Origin of the sequence: Nocardiopsis alba (assembly GCF_000710955.1) — a bacterium.
Lineage (GTDB): Bacteria > Actinomycetota > Actinomycetes > Streptosporangiales > Streptosporangiaceae > Nocardiopsis > Nocardiopsis alba.
Map to the genome: position 1 here is coordinate 307,319 of NZ_BAZE01000005.1, position 13,875 is coordinate 321,193.

At 71.1% G+C, this 13,875-nt stretch carries 13 protein-coding genes and 1 pseudogene; 6 read left to right on the top strand and 8 right to left on the bottom strand.

Annotation, left to right across the window (positions count from 1 at the left end; translation table 11 throughout):
• Positions 1-89: 89 nt before the first annotated feature.
• Positions 90-827 carry a VOC family protein gene (locus TR33_RS11965; RefSeq protein ID WP_042283135.1) on the top strand — a complete coding sequence of 246 codons (738 nt, stop codon included), beginning with the start codon at positions 90-92 and terminating at the stop codon, positions 825-827.
• Positions 828-989: 162 nt separating this feature from the next.
• Positions 990-1,553, top strand: a complete 564-nt coding sequence (locus TR33_RS11970; RefSeq protein WP_042283137.1) for a DUF6939 family protein — start codon at positions 990-992, stop codon at positions 1,551-1,553.
• Between the two features lie 29 nt (positions 1,554-1,582).
• On the opposite strand, the gene TR33_RS11975 is transcribed toward TR33_RS11970, so the two are convergent.
• On the bottom strand, positions 1,583-3,103 hold the full coding sequence (locus TR33_RS11975; protein ID WP_042283139.1) for an MFS transporter: 1,521 nt from the start codon (positions 3,101-3,103) through the stop codon (positions 1,583-1,585).
• 69 nt (positions 3,104-3,172) lie between these two features.
• On the opposite strand from TR33_RS11975, the gene TR33_RS11980 reads away from it, so the two are divergent.
• Positions 3,173-3,748 (top strand): TetR/AcrR family transcriptional regulator, encoded by a 576-nt coding sequence (locus TR33_RS11980; protein ID WP_042283142.1) that lies wholly within the window; start codon positions 3,173-3,175, stop codon positions 3,746-3,748.
• Between the two features lie 58 nt (positions 3,749-3,806).
• Here the strand turns inward: TR33_RS11980 and purE are convergent, their stop codons facing one another.
• Both purE and TR33_RS11990 read right to left on the bottom strand, forming a co-directional pair.
• Complete coding sequence (purE, locus tag TR33_RS11985; RefSeq protein ID WP_014911560.1) at positions 3,807-4,340, bottom strand: 5-(carboxyamino)imidazole ribonucleotide mutase; 534 nt, start codon at positions 4,338-4,340, stop codon at positions 3,807-3,809.
• Positions 4,337-5,494, bottom strand: a complete 1,158-nt coding sequence (locus tag TR33_RS11990; RefSeq protein WP_042283145.1) for a 5-(carboxyamino)imidazole ribonucleotide synthase — start codon at positions 5,492-5,494, stop codon at positions 4,337-4,339. The genes purE and TR33_RS11990 overlap by 4 nt, the downstream gene beginning before the upstream one ends.
• A 198-nt stretch (positions 5,495-5,692) precedes the next feature.
• Here TR33_RS11990 and TR33_RS11995 point away from each other — a divergent pair, with 198 nt between their 5' ends.
• On the top strand, positions 5,693-6,172 hold the full coding sequence (locus tag TR33_RS11995; RefSeq protein ID WP_042283147.1) for a GtrA family protein: 480 nt from the start codon (positions 5,693-5,695) through the stop codon (positions 6,170-6,172).
• A gap of 8 nt (positions 6,173-6,180) precedes the next feature.
• Here the strand turns inward: TR33_RS11995 and TR33_RS12000 are convergent.
• Positions 6,181-7,195, bottom strand: a pseudogene (locus TR33_RS12000) (CPBP family intramembrane glutamic endopeptidase).
• Positions 7,196-7,571: 376 nt separating this feature from the next.
• On the opposite strand from TR33_RS12000, the gene TR33_RS12005 reads away from it, so the two are divergent.
• On the top strand, positions 7,572-8,711 hold the full coding sequence (locus TR33_RS12005) for an Mrp/NBP35 family ATP-binding protein (protein WP_014908528.1): 1,140 nt from the start codon (positions 7,572-7,574) through the stop codon (positions 8,709-8,711).
• Positions 8,712-8,790: 79 nt separating this feature from the next.
• On the opposite strand, the gene TR33_RS12010 is transcribed toward TR33_RS12005, so the two are convergent.
• The 4 genes from TR33_RS12010 to sigE all read right to left on the bottom strand — a co-directional run bounded on the left by TR33_RS12010 (position 8,791) and on the right by sigE (position 12,930).
• The gene (locus TR33_RS12010) at positions 8,791-9,924 is read right to left on the bottom strand and encodes a S1C family serine protease (protein ID WP_042283149.1); all 1,134 of its coding nucleotides are present in this window, start codon (positions 9,922-9,924) and stop codon (positions 8,791-8,793) included.
• Between the two features lie 512 nt (positions 9,925-10,436).
• Positions 10,437-11,510 carry a sigma-E factor regulatory protein RseB domain-containing protein gene (locus tag TR33_RS12015; RefSeq protein WP_042283150.1) on the bottom strand — a complete coding sequence of 358 codons (1,074 nt, stop codon included), beginning with the start codon at positions 11,508-11,510 and terminating at the stop codon, positions 10,437-10,439.
• Positions 11,507-12,313: an anti-sigma factor family protein gene (locus tag TR33_RS12020; RefSeq protein WP_042283153.1), complete on the bottom strand. Its 807-nt coding sequence runs from the start codon at positions 12,311-12,313 to the stop codon at positions 11,507-11,509. The genes TR33_RS12015 and TR33_RS12020 overlap by 4 nt, the downstream gene beginning before the upstream one ends.
• Positions 12,314-12,315: 2 nt before the next feature.
• Positions 12,316-12,930: an RNA polymerase sigma factor SigE gene (gene sigE, locus TR33_RS12025; RefSeq protein WP_042283155.1), complete on the bottom strand. Its 615-nt coding sequence runs from the start codon at positions 12,928-12,930 to the stop codon at positions 12,316-12,318.
• A 320-nt stretch (positions 12,931-13,250) separates the two neighbouring features.
• Here sigE and TR33_RS12030 point away from each other — a divergent pair, with 320 nt between their 5' ends.
• Positions 13,251-13,841, top strand: a complete 591-nt coding sequence (locus TR33_RS12030; RefSeq protein ID WP_014909692.1) for an O-methyltransferase — start codon at positions 13,251-13,253, stop codon at positions 13,839-13,841.
• The last annotated feature ends 34 nt before the right edge of the window (positions 13,842-13,875 follow it).

The window sequence follows — 13,875 nt, forward strand, 5'->3', positions numbered from 1 at the left end:
GACCCGCACGCACCACGCTCATCGTCACGCGGTGACGGACGGATCCTCTTCGGACGCCTTCGGGCCCGGACGATCCTCGAAAGGACGGCATGACCCTCCGCTTCGTACAGGTCAATATCAAGGCCCTGGACGCGCCACGACTCGGACGCTTCTGGGCCGAGGCCGTCGGCTGGGAGTTCGACGACAGCAGCCCCGGGGAGATCAACCTCGAACCGGCGGGCTTCGACTACCCGAACCCGAGCGACCTCGTCATCGACCTCGTGCCCGTCGAGGACCCGAAGACGGTCAAGAACCGCGTCCACATCGACCTGACCTCGCGTTCCTCGGAGCACCAGGCGGAGACGGTACGGCGGCTGAAGGCGCTCGGCGCCACACCGGTCGACATCGGCCAGGGCGACAGCTCGTGGGTCGTCCTCGCCGACCCCGAGGGCAACGAGTTCTGCGTCCTCGCGCCGGACGCCCCTTACGAGGGCACCGGTCCGATCGGCGCGATCGCGGTGGACTGCCGCGACCCCGAGGCGATGGTCCGGTTCTGGGACGCGGCCACCGACTGGACGGTGCACGAGGTGAACGAGGACTACGCGAGGATGCGTTCCTCCACCGGGATCGGCCCCTACGTCGACTTCTTCCGGGTCCCGGAGGAGAAGACCGTGGTGAACCGCGTCCACCTCGACCTTCGCCCCTACGCGGACGGCGACCGGGAGAAGGAGGCCGACCGGCTCTGCGAGCTGGGCGCGACGCGCGTGAACGTCGGCCAGGAGGACGTGCCGTGGACGGTCATGGCCGACCCCGAGGGCAACGAGTTCTGCGTCCTCACGCCGAAGTAGGCGAGGTACCCGCACGACGACGGCGAGGCGCTCCTTCCGGGGCGCCTCGTCTCGTTCCACGTGAAGGCGTCGCGATGTCTCCGATCGAGGTCGATTCCAGGGGATATGTCGGTGCCAGGGGGGATACTCGGAGCCCGTGCCGCCGAGACGGAAGGCCTCCCCATGACGATCCACGTCGCCTCCCGCCGCCGCTCGCCCGCCTCACTCGCGGCCGCGTTCCCGGAGGCGGAGATCATCGACGTGACCTCCAGGGCTCCGGAACCGTGGGTGCGGCTGAGCCCGTTCTTCCCGCACGGCGGGATCCCGATCCCCTTCGAAGAGGACCTGACCGGCGCCTCCGTGGAGGGGATCTGGCAGGGCCTCAAGGTCTTCGAGGGCTCGGACGTCGATCCGTCCAGGTTCGACGTGACGACGATGAGGGGGCTGAAGCGGACGGTGCGCCGGTACGGGCCCGTCCTGGGGCACCGCGCCGGTCCGCGTGGAGATCGACTGCTCCCCTACGAGGCGGCGCGGCGCCTGATCTACCTGCCCGTCTACCGGTGGGTCCTCGAACACCGGGTCGCCGACCTGGTGGAGCGGCTGCGCGCGAAGGAGGAGGTCGTGCTCCTGGACCACACCACCAACGGCGACGTCTCCGATCCTTCCAGCCCGCTCTCCCACGCCGCGCTCGTCCGGTCGTACGTCGAGGACGCGTGGCCGGAGGAGCGCGAGCCGACGTCCCCGTGAACTCCCCCTTCGAGGCGGGGAGATCGGGGTCAGGCGTCGATCCGCTCGGGGGCCTCGGTTCCGGCGGGCAGGCGCCGCAGGGCGACCAGGACCACGAGGGACAACGCTCCCAGGAGGGCGACACAGGCCAACGCGGCGGTGTTCACCCCGTGGGTGAAGGCGGCGAAGGCTCCTTCCAGGAGACGCTCGGCCTCCGCGGCCGGTAGCCCCGGCGCCGTGTCCACGGCCCCGGTGACGGTCTCCCCCGCCGGCCCGTCGACCCCCGACATCCCGTTCCGGTAGGCGGTGAGGGAGATCGTGCCGAGGGCGGCGACGCCCAGCGCCGCGCCGAGCTCGGTGCCGGTCTCCGAGATACCGGCGGCGGCCCCGGCGCGTTCCGGCGGCGCGGTGGCCAGCACGAGGGTGTTGGCCAGGGCGCCCACCATTCCAGCGCCGAGGGTGATCAGCGTGTATCCGCCGACGAAGATCGGCAGCGCCGTGTCCGGCCGGACCAGGGCGATCACGGCGAACCCTCCCGCGCCCAGGGCCAGGCCGGCCGCCATGATCGGCGCGGGCCGGACCCGTGAGGAGAGCGCTCCTGAGACGGTCGCCCCCAGAACGGTGCCGAGGAAGGTCGGCAGCGCCCACAGGGCCGCGTGCAGCGGGCCGAGCCCGTGCACGCTCTGGAGGAACGTGAAGGTCAGCAGCCCCATGCCGGCGGCGGCGAAGGAGACGACCGCGTTGCCCGTGACTGCGGCCCCGAAGGCGGGGCGGGCGAACAGCGACAGGTCGATGAGCGGATGTTCGACACGGCGCTGTCTCCTGACGAACAGGGTCAGGAGGAGCAGCCCGAGCGCGAGCGCCCCGATCGCTCGGGGGTCGGCCCCGTACTGGACGAGGCGTTTGACGGCGTGGACCAGGCCGAGGATCGCCATGAGGGACAGCAGCGCCCCGGGCAGGTCGAATCGGGCTCCGGCGGGGTCGCGCGATTCGGGGACGAGGAAGGGGCCGGCCAGGAGCAGCAGGGCCATGAAGGGCAGGTTGATCAGGAAGACCGAGCCCCAGGGAAGGAACTCCAGCAGCGCGCCACCGATGATCGGTCCGGCGACGGCCCCTCCGGTGAAGGCCACGGTCCAGGCTCCGACGGCGGCGGCCCGCTGTCGGGCGTCGGTGAACATCGCCCGGATCAGGGAGAGCGTGGAGGGCGCCAGGGTCGCCCCGGCCAGTCCGAGCAGGGCCCGCCCGATGATGAAGAGCCCGCTGGAGGGGGCGAAGGCGAGCAGGGCCGAGGCGAGCCCGAACAGCAGGGCACCGGTGAGCAGTAGCCGGCGCCGGCCGATCCTGTCCCCGAGGGCGCCCATGGTGACCAGGAGTCCGGCCAGGACGAAGCCGTAGACGTCCATCATCCACAGCCACTGGGCGGCGGTGGGTTCGAGGTCGCGGGCGATGGCGGGGGCCGCGACGAAGAGCACCGACAGGTCCATGGAGACCAGCAGTGCCGGGATGAGCAGAAGGAGCAGCCCGATCCGGGTGCGGACGGGCGCTCGTGGGGATCCGGTGGTCGTGTTCATGGATTTTATCGTACGTACGTCAAAATCCACCGTCAATATGTACGTACGTCAAAATGTTAGGGTGGGCGCATGAGCCAACGTGAGGACCTGCTGGCCGGCGCCAAGAGGTGCCTGGCCGAGAAGGGCTACGGCAAGACCACCGCACGCGACATCGCGGCCGCCTCGGGCGCCCACCTGGCGTCCATCGGCTACCACTTCGGTTCCAAGGACCGACTGATGAACACCGCGGTGCTGGAGGCCACGAGCGAGTGGGGCGACGTGCTCACCCGACTCGTCCGGGAGTCCTCCTCCGCGGCCGCCCCCGAGGAGCGGATCAGGGCCGTGCTCACCTCGCTGTTCGAGGCCGTCCCCGCCCACCGGGACCTCATGGTCTCCAGCGTCCAGGCCTTCGCCCAGGTCCAGTTCGACGACGAGACGCGCGCCGCCCTGGCCGACGGGATCGAAGGGGCCCGCGAAGAGCTCGCCGCCCTGCTCCTGGGGGTCGCGCCGGAGGAGCTCGACGCCGACACCGTGGCGGGCCTGGGCTCCATGCTCTACAACATCGTCACCGGCTACGTGCTCCAGTACCTGGTCTCCCCCGAGCACATGCCCACCGTGGACCAAGCGGTGGCCGGGATCCGCGCCCTCCTGCCCCCGACCCCCTGACCCGGGACGGGAGAAGGCCCCGGCGTCCACGAGGGACGCCGGGGCCTTCTCCTGGCCCTCAGAAGCCGAAGCCGGTGGGCTTGTCGCCCTCGGAGACCTCGCGGCGCAGCCGCTCGCCCTTGGCGTGCGCCTGGGACTTGAGCTTCTCCTGGAAGCGGGACATCCTCTCGGCCAGCTCCGGGTCGTGGGCGGCCAGCTGGCGCACCGCGAGCAGGCCGGCGTTGCGGGCCGCGCCCACCGCCACCGTGGCCACCGGGACCCCGGCGGGCATCTGCACGATCGACAGCAGCGAGTCCATCCCGTCCAGGTACTTCAGCGGCACCGGGACGCCGATCACCGGGAGCGTGGTCACCGAGGCGAGCATGCCGGGCAGGTGGGCGGCGCCCCCGGCCCCGGCGATGATCGCCTTCAGGCCCCTACCGGCGGCCTCGGAGCCGTAGGCGATCATCTCGTGCGGCATGCGGTGCGCCGAGACCACGTCCGCCTCGAAGGGCACGTCGAACTCGCGCAGGGCCTCGGCGGCCTCGCGCATCACCGGCCAGTCCGAGTCCGACCCCATCACGATGCCCACCACGGGGCTGTTCTCGGTCACTTGTGGTCTCCTCGCAGATAGTCGGCGGCGTCGCGGGCGCGCTCCAGCAGGTCCTGGTGGTCGTCGCCCATCACGGTGACATGCCCGATCTTGCGGCCGGGACGCACTTCCTTGCCGTAGAAGTGCACCTTGACCTCGGGGTCCTTGGCCATGACGTGCAGGTAGCGGCGGTAGACCTCGGGGTCGTCGCCGCCCAGCAGGTTGGCCATGACGGTGAAGGGGGCGTTGAGGCGGGGGGAGCCCAACGGCAGATCGAGCACGGCGCGCAGGTGCTGCTCGAACTGGGAGGTACGGGCGCCCTCGATGCTCCAGTGCCCGGAGTTGTGCGGACGCATGGCCAGTTCGTTGACGACCACCCCGTCGGCGGTCTCGAACAGCTCCACGGCGAGCATCCCGGTGACGCCGAGCGCGTGCGCGATCTCGATGGCCAGCCGCTGGGCGCGGGTGGCCTTCTCCTCGTCCAGGCCGGGGGCCGGCGCGATCACCTCGTGGCAGATCCCGCCGCGCTGCACGGTCTCGACGACCGGATAGACCGCCACCTGGCCGTAGGGGGACCGGGCGACCTGCACGGCGAGTTCGCGGGTGAACTCGACCTTCTCCTCCACCAGCAGCGGCACGTCCTCGGCGGCGGCGCGTTCCACGACCTCGCGGGCCTCGTCGACGTCGGCGACGACCCACACGCCCTTGCCGTCGTAACCGCCGCGCGCGGCCTTGAGCACGACCGGCCAGCCGGCCTCCTCGGCGAAGGCGGTGACGTGTTCGAGGGTGGTCACGGCACGCCAGAGCGGGGAGGGCGCGCCCAGTTCCGCCATACGCGTCCGCATGCGGAGCTTGTCCTGGGCGAAGCGCAGGGCGTCGCGGCCCGGACGCAGCAGCCCACCGGCCTCCTCCACGGCGCGCAGGACGGGTTCGGGCACGTGCTCGTGGTCGAAGGTGACCACGTCGTTGGCCTTGGCGAAGGCCAGGACGTCGTCGAGCCCGCGGTCGTCACCCAGGGTGACGTCACCGCAGACCAGGGCCGCGCTGTCGTTCGGACGGGCCGCCAGGACGGAGAAGTCCACCCCCAGGGCGATGCCCGCCTGGTGGGTCATTCGGGAGAGTTGACCTCCACCGACCATTCCCACGCGGGGGACGATGCGGTTACGCTCGCTCACAGTTCCTCAACTCAATGCTCGTGAACCGCGGATGCGGGACGGTCCCGCCCCTGGCGGAACCTGGCCGTTCCGGCTCGGAACCCGCGGCCGGGGTGTTCCTCGTAGCCCCGGTTAGAGAGTCTAGGACCCTCGGTCGGACCCACCGAGGGCCGCTCCCCGCCCACCCTCACGCTCCCCCAAGGACTGGAGGCGCAGGTCGTGCGCGAGTTCCTCGCCCGGCATCCCCGCATCGCCGCGTTGGCGGCCGAGGTCGGCAAGTTCGGCTCCGTCGGCGCCATCGCCTACGTGGTGCAGGTGGCGATCACCAACCTGGTCTGGAGCGTCACCGACCTGTCGCTCATCGCGGGTCAGGTGATCGGCACCACCTGCGCGATCGCGGTCGCGTTCATCGGGAACAGGTTCTGGACCTTCCGTGATCGTCCCGGAACGGGGCTGGGTCGAGAGACCCTCCTCTTCCTGCTCATGAACGGCGTGGGCATGCTCATCCAGGTGGGCTGTCTGAGCTTCGCCGTGCACGTGCTGGGGCTGGACGGGCCCGTGGCGACCAACATCGCCGGCAACGTCGTGGGCGTGGGGCTGGGAACGCTGTTCCGCTTCTTCGCCTACCGGACGTGGGTGTTCCCCCGACGGGCCGAGGACCCCGAGCCGACCGAGGCCCCCGAGAGCCGGGTGCCCTGAGACGGGGCTCAGGCGTGGACGGCGCTCCGGGTCGCGGGTCCGAAGCGGCGCAGGCACCACAGGACGACGGCGACGTACAGACCCACCTGGGCGACGGTGAGGAGCAGTGTCAGCGGGGTGTCGGCCCCCACCGGCAGTCCCGCGCCGATGACCACCCCGGTGCCCACTTCGGACAGGCGTCCCTCCAGCGCGCAGCGGGTGAACTGGAAAAGGCTGTTGACCACGTGCAGCCCGATGGCGGCCTCCAGGCCGCCGGTGCGCAGTGTGAGCCAGGACATGGCCGCGCCGAACACCACGAGGGAGGCCGTGGTCCACACGTGTCCCGGGTGGGTGGAGGCGTACAACGCGGCGAACAGGGTGCCACCGGCCAGGATCGCCGGCCATGGGGACCGCATCACCCTGGAGAAGGCGCCCTCGCCGTGTTCGGAGCCCAGCGACCCGACGAGCTGCATCACCAGCCCGCGCATCGTGAGCTCCTCGGCCGCCGATTGGAGCGGTACGAGGAGGACGATCACGGTGAGCGCCGCGAGCAGGACCTGGACCCCGGCTCGGGTGCCGGCCGAGGTGGCCTCGACCGCCGCGTCGTCGGCGGAGTGGAGCGGGAGCATCGGCACCAGGGCCGCGCACGTTCCGGCGAGCATGAGGGCGATCAGCAGGCACACGCCCGTCCACGGAGATCAGGGAGCCGGCGCTGCGCCACTGCACCACGCGGGCTATGAAGAGCGCGAGTGGGATGAGCAGGGCCATCGACGACAGTCCGAAGGCGAGCCCGGCGATCTCACCGACCCGGGCCGAGTCCGGTGCCAGCCCGCCGCCGCCGAGGATCGCGACGATGGTCATCACGACGACGACGCCGATCCACAGGAAGGACAGCAGGACCGCGAAGACGAGGATCGCCAGTGGCGGGATCCACCATCGGAACAGTGGCGTACGGGCCAGCCTGTGATAGGACTCACCCTCGGGGATCTCCGCGCGGGCGAAACGGCTCCGCCGTACCGGCCGGGGAGGTGGCCAGGCCCACACCGACGGTGCGGGGGTCAACGCCGGGTGGCCGCCCGGCGGTGTCCTTCGCTCACCCCCGGGCGGCCAGGCCCAGGTCTGTTCCCGAGGCTGTTCCTCCGCACCACGAGCCCGCCCATCCGGCCCCTCGGGCGCGGTGGGCCAGGACGAACCAGGCGGTGGCGGCACATTTCCCATCGTGCGGCCGAGGCTACTATCCGGGCATGTATCGCCTGCGTTAAGGCCACGCCGTTATCGGCCGGTCACGGTGTGGAGCCGGGTGTGGGGAAAGGCGGCGACCGGGCCGGAATAGCGACGAACCGCCCTTCCGTTGGAAGGGGTGGACCTGGGGTGACACCACAGGCCTCGTACCCCGTCCCGCTGACCTACGATTGAGTACATGTCCTCCACACCAACCACCGAGCAGGTAAACAAAGCCCTGGCCACGGTGCAAGACCCGGAGATCCGCCGCCCCATCACCGACCTCGGCATGGTCAAGAGCGTCGACATCGCCGACGACGGTGCCGTGCACGTGGGTATCTACCTCACGGTCGCGGGCTGCCCGATGAAGGGGCGTATCGAAAAGGACGTGACGGCCGCGGTGACCGAGGTCGCCGGCGTCACCTCCGTCAAGGTCGAACTCGACGTGATGAGCGACGAGCAGCGCAAGGAGCTCCAGACCAAGCTCCGCGGCGGTCAGGCGGAGAAGGAGATCCCCTTCGCCAAGCCGAGCTCGCTCACCAAGGTCTACGCCGTCGCCTCGGGCAAGGGTGGTGTCGGCAAGTCGTCGGTGACCGTCAACCTCGCCGCGGCGCTGGCCGCCCAAGGGCACAAGGTCGGTGTCGTCGACGCCGACATCTACGGTCACTCGGTGCCGCGCATGCTGGGCGCGTCGGACTTCCCGACCAAGGTCGAGGACATGATCCTGCCGCCCACCGCGCACGACATCAAGGTCATCTCGGTGGGGATGTTCACCCAGGGCAACCAGCCGGTGGTGTGGCGCGGCCCGATGCTGCACCGCGCCCTCCAGCAGTTCCTCTCGGACGTCTTCTGGGGCGACCTGGACGTCCTGCTGATGGACCTGCCCCCCGGCACGGGTGACATCGCCATCTCCGTGGCGCAGCTGCTGCCCGGGGCCGAGCTCCTGGTGGTCACCACGCCGCAGCAGGCCGCCGCCGAGGTCGCCGAGCGCGCGGGCGCCATCACCGCCCAGACGCACCAGCGCATCGCCGGTGTCATCGAGAACATGTCGTACTACAAGCCGGACGCGGGCGCCGAGCCCGTCTACCTGTTCGGCCAGGGCGGTGGCCGCCAGGTCGCCGACACCCTGACCAAGACCCTCGGCGCGGAGATCCCGCTGCTGGGCCAGGTGCCGCTGGACACCCGCCTTCGCGAAGGCGGTGACGAGGGCGAGCCCCTGGTCCTGAGCACGCCGGACGCCGAGGCCTCCAAGGTGATCACCGAGATCGCCGAGAAGCTGGTCAGCAAGCCGCGCGGTCTGGCGGGGATGCAGCTCGGCATCTCCCCCGCCGGTCGCTGAGGCCGGCCTCCGGGTCGATCGGAAGACGCGAACGGCCCCGAACCGTCCGGTTCGGGGCCGTCGTCGTGTCCGAGGAGGGTCAGTCCTCGGAGCCCAGCGTCACGGTGACGGTGGTGCGGTCACCGTCGCGCTCGTAGCCCAGCTCGACCTCTTCGCCGGGGTTCTTGTCGCGGACCATCGCCTGGAGCTCGCCGTGGGAGTTGACCCGACGGCCGTCGAAGGAGACGATCACGTCCCCCGGTTCCAGACCGGCCTCGTCGGCGGGGCCGCCGCGTTCGATGGCGTCGTCCTCGTCGGAGATCACCGCTCCCACGACCGGGCTCTCCTGGTCGTAGGTGACGCCGAGGTCGGCGTAGGCGGTCTCTCCGTGGTCGATCATCCGGCCGATGACGCTCTCCGCCTCGGTCGAGGGGATCGCGAAGCCCAGACCGATGCTGCCGGTGGGCTGCTCTCCGAAGGCTCCACCTCCCATGCTGTAGATCATCGAGTTGACCCCGATGACCCGCCCCTGCATGTCGACCAGCGGCCCACCCGAGTTGCCGGGGTTGATCGCCGCGTCCGTCTGGATCGCGAAGAACTGGGTGTCCCCCTCGTCCGGGCTGACCGGACGGTCCAGGGCGCTGATGATGCCCTGGGTGACGGTCCCGGCCAGACCCAGCGGAGCCCCGATCGCGATGACCTCGTCACCGACGATCGCCTCGTCCGAGTTCCCGAACTCCAGGGGTTCCACGTCACTGGGGTCGTCCAGTTCCAGGACGGCCAGGTCGGAGCTGGGGTCGGAGCCCACCACCTCGGCCCCGGTGCTGCTGCCGTCGCTGTAGTCGATCACGATCCCGTCGTCCTCCAGTACGGAGGAGACGTGATCGTTGGTCACCACGTAGTCGCCTTCGATGACGAACCCCGAGCCTCCGCCGCCCACACGCGGGTCGGCGCTGCGCAGGGAGACCACGCTGGGGCTGACCCGCTGGGCCACGCCCGCGACGGTGTCCGGTGCCCGTTCGGGGGCTTCGGGCGGGGGCTCGTTCATGACCGGCCCGTCCTGGTCGGAGTCGGTCGCGCCTCCGTCCGCCGAGGAGAGCATCGTTCCGGCGACACCGCCCGCGCCACCCGCCAGGACGGCGACCAGGAGCGCGCCGGTGAGCGCCGCCCACACCGGCACCCCGCGTCGGCGGCGTTCGGGGGGCGTGCCGGGGGGTGCGGCGCCGTGTTCCATCGGCGGGACGGCGAAGTGACCGGGGCCGGTGGAGCCTCCGGGGGCTGCCATGGCGGGCGGGGCCGAGCCGCTCGGCCCCGGCCCGGGGGCGCCGGATCGGTTCTCCGCGGGGGGCGCCGCAGGGTTCGGCGGGCGCTGTGGGGGGTTCCCACCGTTCTGCGGCCAGGCCCCTACGTGACCGGGACGTCCACCCGGTTCGTTCGGGGCGGGCCCCCTCCCCTGGGGGGCCTGTGGCGCCGGTCGTGGCGGGCCGCCCGGGAACGGCTCTCCCCCCGGTGGTCGACGCGGCTCGTTCCACTCGCCCGGCCGTCCCTGAGGACGGTCTCCGGGTGCCCGTGCGGGGTCCACGGGCGGCGGCACGGCCGGTCGGGACGGTCCGCCGTTCGGCGGGGGCGGAGGCGGGGTGCCTCGGCCCTCAGAGGGTTCCGAACGGTCGTTCTCCTGACTCAAAGACCTGCTCCGTACGTCGGTTGGCTTTCGGCTCGGCACACGCTCCACCGACCGGGCGGGTCCTACACCAGACCCAGCCGGGACAGACCTCTCCGGACCCTGGGCCAGAACCCGGAGGACTCCTCCGGACCGGGCAACGCCGTCACCGCCGATGAGGCCAGGCCCGCGGGGGCGTCGGCCAGGACCGTGTAGACGAAGCCGTCCGCCTGCCACATGCTCTGGTACTGGCCCACGCCACCGCCGAAGATCGTCTCGTGTCCCCTTGTGACGCCTTCTCCCCCCGTACCGGTTCCGGCGTATCCGTTCCGATCTGTGGAGGGATGTGCCTCCCCCAGCTTGCCACGCTGACTGAAGACGGAGATCTGGGACAGACCATCCGAATAGATCGTGTGGACGACCCGCTCGCCCCCGTGGTCGGTGGATCGGGCGTCCACCAATCGAAGGTTCCAGGTGAGGTACTCGGGCAGCTCCCAGCCCGCGTCGCGCAGCCTGTTCCGTTCGCCGTGGTCGAGGTCGTCGCCCCAGGGCGAGCCCCCCTCGGCGTTCTCGGGCCACCCCTCGGTGTCGAAGCGCAGGTCGGTGAGGCGGCTGCTGAAGGCCACCTCCTCCGCCCGGTCGTAGACCACGCGCCCCAGGAGCAGGGCGGTCTCGGAGTCCACCCAGAAGCGTCCGGCGACGGTGGAGTCGGACCGGCGGGCCTCGACCAGACGTGCCCGTCGCCCGCCGATCGCGTCCACGCCCACGTCGGTGACCATGTAGGTCTCCTCCAGCATGGCGAGAAGACGCTCGTCGAGGGTGTCCAGGTCCGAGGAGTCGCGCACGACGAAGGCTCCCTCCTCCGTGCCCGTCGGGGACATCGCCAGTCCCTCCCCCGGCCGGTTGACCACCCGCACGTCGAGCCCGTCCCGCAGTGCGCCCTCCGGGCCTCGGAGTTCGCGGACCGCGGTATAGGCGACCTCCCCTTCGGCGTCGGCGGCGTCGCGCAACACGGGCATGCCGTCGTCCTCGCCCTTGGCGGGGACGGCCGTGGGCGCGGGGTGCGCGCCGGCGGTGAGCAGCAGGACGCACAGCGCCAAGAGGAGGATGACGGTGACGGGACCGGATTCGGAGCCGGAGGAGGTTCCCCAGACCCTCACCGGGTCGTTTCCGTCGACTCCGAGGGGACCTCGGGGTCGAACGAAGGCTGTCGGTCGCCCACCGGCCGGACCGGGTGGGAGGTGGCCGGACCGGGGTCGACCACGGGTATCTGCCGGCTGGTCACCGCGTGTTCGATCGCGTAGTCGGACAGACGGGGTTCGACCACCGGGGTGTCGTCGGAGCCGTCACCGCCCGCGATGAACGCGCTTCCCAGCAGGGTCGTGGCCACCGCCAGACCCGCGACGGCGTAGCGCCCGCCGGAGAAGGAGGGCAGCAGGCCGGAGAAGCCCTCGCCCTGTCGTGCGGTGCGCGGCGGAACGTGGCGTTCGGGTCGGGTCCGCGGCTGTTCGCGACGTGTCCCCTGTTCTTTCTCGACCACCGTGCCCTTCACCGCCGGGGCGGCCTCCGAGAAGGCCTCGGGTCCCCGGGCGGGACCCGGGCCGTTCGGCATCGGCGGCCCACCCCCCGGGAACCCGCCGAGGGGCCGGGAGGATCCCAGTGGTGGGCTGGAGCCGAAAGGGCCGCCGCCCGGAGGTTCCTGTGGTCCGCGCCCTCCGAGACCGCCGGAGGGGCCTCGGTCCCAGGGACTCTCGCCCCCGGGGCGGGCCATGAGCCGGCCCATGAAGTCCATGTCGGGTTCGGGTTCGCCGAGCCCGGTGAGGCGGCGTTTGAGCCGGCGCATCATGTCGGCCTCGAACCGGCACGACTCGCACTTGGCCAGGTGGATGAGGGCGCGTTCGTGTTCGGCGGCGCCCAGTTCCCCGTCGATGAGCGCGGACAGGCGCTCTCCGAGGTGGTCCATGCTCACTCCGCCTCCCCGTTGATCACGTTCGCTCCGTCGCGGGCCCGTTCCTCGGCCGCGAGAGAGCGCCGGTGTTCGAGCGCGCGCCGTAGCTGGGCGCGGCCCCGGTGGATACGACTGCGAACCGTGCCGAGCTTGACGTCGAGCGTCGCGGCGATCTCCTCGTAGGAGAGCCCTTCGATGTCGCACAGCACGACGGGGGCCCGGAACTCGGCGGGGAGGGCGTCCAACGCTCCCTGGATGTCGGCGTCGAAGTGCCGGTCGTCGTAACGCTGGGCGGGCGAGGGCTCACGGCCCTCGAGACGCTCGTCGGCGTTGTCGGCCAGCCCCTCGAACCGGATCCTGGCCTTGCGTCGGGCCATGTCCAGGAAGAGGTTGGTGGTGATGCGGTGCAGCCATCCCTCGAAGGTGCCGGGGGTGTAGTTGGCGAGGGAACGGAACACCCTGATGAAGACCTCCTGGGTGAGGTCCTCCGCGTCGTGCTTGTTGCCGGTGAGCCGATAGGCCAGGCGGTAGACCCGGGGCGAGTGGACCCGGACGACCTCTTCCCAGCTCGGCGGCTCCCACTCCTCGAACGCGACGGCAGGGCCGGTCTCTGGCACCGCTGCTCCCTTCATCCCGCTGAACGACCGATCGAGGGCTGCTCTGGGGGGAGTTGCTTCGTGACGATCAACGTACTTTCATCCCGATTCAACGTCGGGAGACGCCGTTTAAGTTCCCGCCGCCACGCTCGGAGTTTCGGGCCGGATCAGGCTAGGCTTTCGACCAGGGAGACTACCTGGCCGCTACCGCCATTCTACGGTGGGTGACGATCCCCCGGTCAGAACGCACGCCCCCTTCGTGAAACTGGGCATGGGAGGCCGTCATCAGCGCTGAAGAGAGCGTCGCACGCACGACGTGGGTCCGGACCGAGCAGGAGAGGTTCGAGGAGAACGCCATGGGGGACGGCCCTCTGGCCGACGCCTACGACGCCGGGGTCCGCTCGGCCGCGCCCCCGGTGGACGCCGCCACCGGGGCCGCGCTGAGATTCCTGACCGCCGCGATCGGCGCGCGTTCGGTGGTGGAGGTCGGCACCGGCTGCGGCACCTCGGGGATCTGGCTGCTCCGGGGTATGGCGCCGGACGGGATCCTGACCACGGTGGACGTCAACGCCGCCTACCAGGACTACGCGCGTTCGGCCTTCGGCCGCGCGGGTTTCGGCGCCGGGCGGGCCCGGTTGATCCGCGGGGTCGCGTTGGAGGTGCTGCCCAGGCTCACCGACGGCGGATACGACATGGTCTCGATCGACGCCGACCCGGTCTCCTACCCCTCCTATCTGGAGGAGGCGCTGCGCCTGCTGCGGCCGGGCGGGGTGGTGGTCTTCAACAACATGCTGGTGACCTCGGGTGAGCCCGACGGCCCCCTGCGCGTGCCGGACCCGGCGGAGATCGCGATCCGCGAGGTGATGCGTCGCATGCGGGAGGACGAGGACTTCATCCCCTTGCTGGTGCCCGTGGGCGAGGGCCTCCTGGCCGCAATCCGCCCCTGAACGCCTCTCTCCCCGCGCACGGGAACGGGGTCCG